This is a genomic window from Oleiphilus sp. HI0043 (genome assembly GCF_001634935.1).
Map to the genome: position 1 here is coordinate 1 of NZ_LWEY01001538.1, position 1,345 is coordinate 1,345.

Consider the following 1,345-nt stretch of genomic DNA (forward strand, 5'->3'; position numbering starts at 1 on the left):
CGGCTCCAGGTAGCGTTTCGCAAGTAAGAGAATGTGCTGCCAGGTTGACCCGTCTTGCCAAACAGACTGGCATGGTGCTATTTCTGGTTGGTCATGTGACCAAAGAGGGAGCGATTGCCGGGCCTAAGGTTTTGGAGCATATGATTGACTGCTCGATAATGCTCGAAGGCTCCAGTGACACTCGTTATCGCACTTTGCGAGGAATCAAAAATCGTTTTGGTGCAGTGAATGAGTTAGGTGTCTTTGCTATGCTCGAAAAAGGCTTGGTTGAAGTGAAGAACCCGAGTGCAATATTCCTAAGCCGTGGCGAAGAGATAATGCCAGGTAGTGTCGTGACGATACTCTGGGAAGGTACGCGCCCGTTGCTAGTAGAATTACAGGCTTTGGTTGATGAGAGCCAAGGCAACTACCCTAAGCGAGTCGCCTTGGGTATGGATCAGAACCGTTTATCAATGTTGCTGGCCGTGATGCATCGACATGGTGGGATCCATTGTGGCGACCAGGATGTATTTGTGAATCTGGTAGGTGGTGTAAAGACACTGGAAACGAGTACCGATTTAGCGACTTTGGCAGCGATTGTTTCTAGCTTGAAAGGGGTGTCACTTTCTGAAGATATGGTGATCTTTGGAGAGGTCGGTTTGTCGGGAGAAATACGTCCAGTCCCTAGTGGTCAGGAACGAATTCAGGAAGCGCTGAAGCATGGCTTTAAAAGAGCGATTGTTCCCTATGGAAACAAACCGAGAAACGATATTGCAGGGATGGAAGTTATGCTAGTGAAGAAGTTACCTGATTTGTTGAATGCTCTGTTTTAACATGCTTTGGTTTAGCTTATTAGATTAGTCTTCGAGCGTACTTTCTAAATGACAGGCAAATATGTCTGGCGCCATGGGTCTACCAAACAGATAGCCTTGTGCATAGTCACAGTTTAGATCTTTGAGCAGCTTGTATTGCTCCTGATTCTCGACCCCTTCAGCGACGACCTTAAGGTTTAAGCTGTGAGCCATAGAAATCGCCGCATTAATTAGTTCTTTGTCGGCTTGGTCTTCGACTAAGTCGTTGACGAAGCTACGGTCGACTTTAAGCATGTCAAAAGGATAGTTCCTGAGATAGCTTAGTGAGGAATAGCCGGTTCCAAAGTCATCCATCGATATTCGGACATCAAGATGGTTGAGGGCTCTTAGCGCATCTTTTACGAACTGCTGGTTATTCATTAGAACGCCCTCGGTAATTTCAAACTCAAGTGTATGTCTGGCAACTTGATGGTCCTGAATAATTCTTTCGACTTGAGATATCAGGTCTGGATCTCGAAACTGCCGTGGCGACAGGTTAACCGCCATGCGAAAGT

At 46.5% G+C, this 1,345-nt stretch carries 2 protein-coding genes; one reads left to right on the forward strand and one right to left on the reverse strand.

Annotated elements, in window-relative coordinates; all coding sequences use genetic code 11:
• The coding region (locus A3729_RS23025) for a magnesium chelatase domain-containing protein (RefSeq protein WP_156498082.1) at positions 1 to 812 on the forward strand (812 nt) is incomplete at its 5' end.
• A gap of 24 nt (positions 813 to 836) precedes the next feature.
• Here A3729_RS23025 and A3729_RS23030 read toward each other — a convergent pair.
• A partial coding sequence (locus tag A3729_RS23030; RefSeq protein ID WP_156498083.1) for an EAL domain-containing protein occupies positions 837 to 1,345 on the reverse strand: 509 nt, incomplete at its 5' end.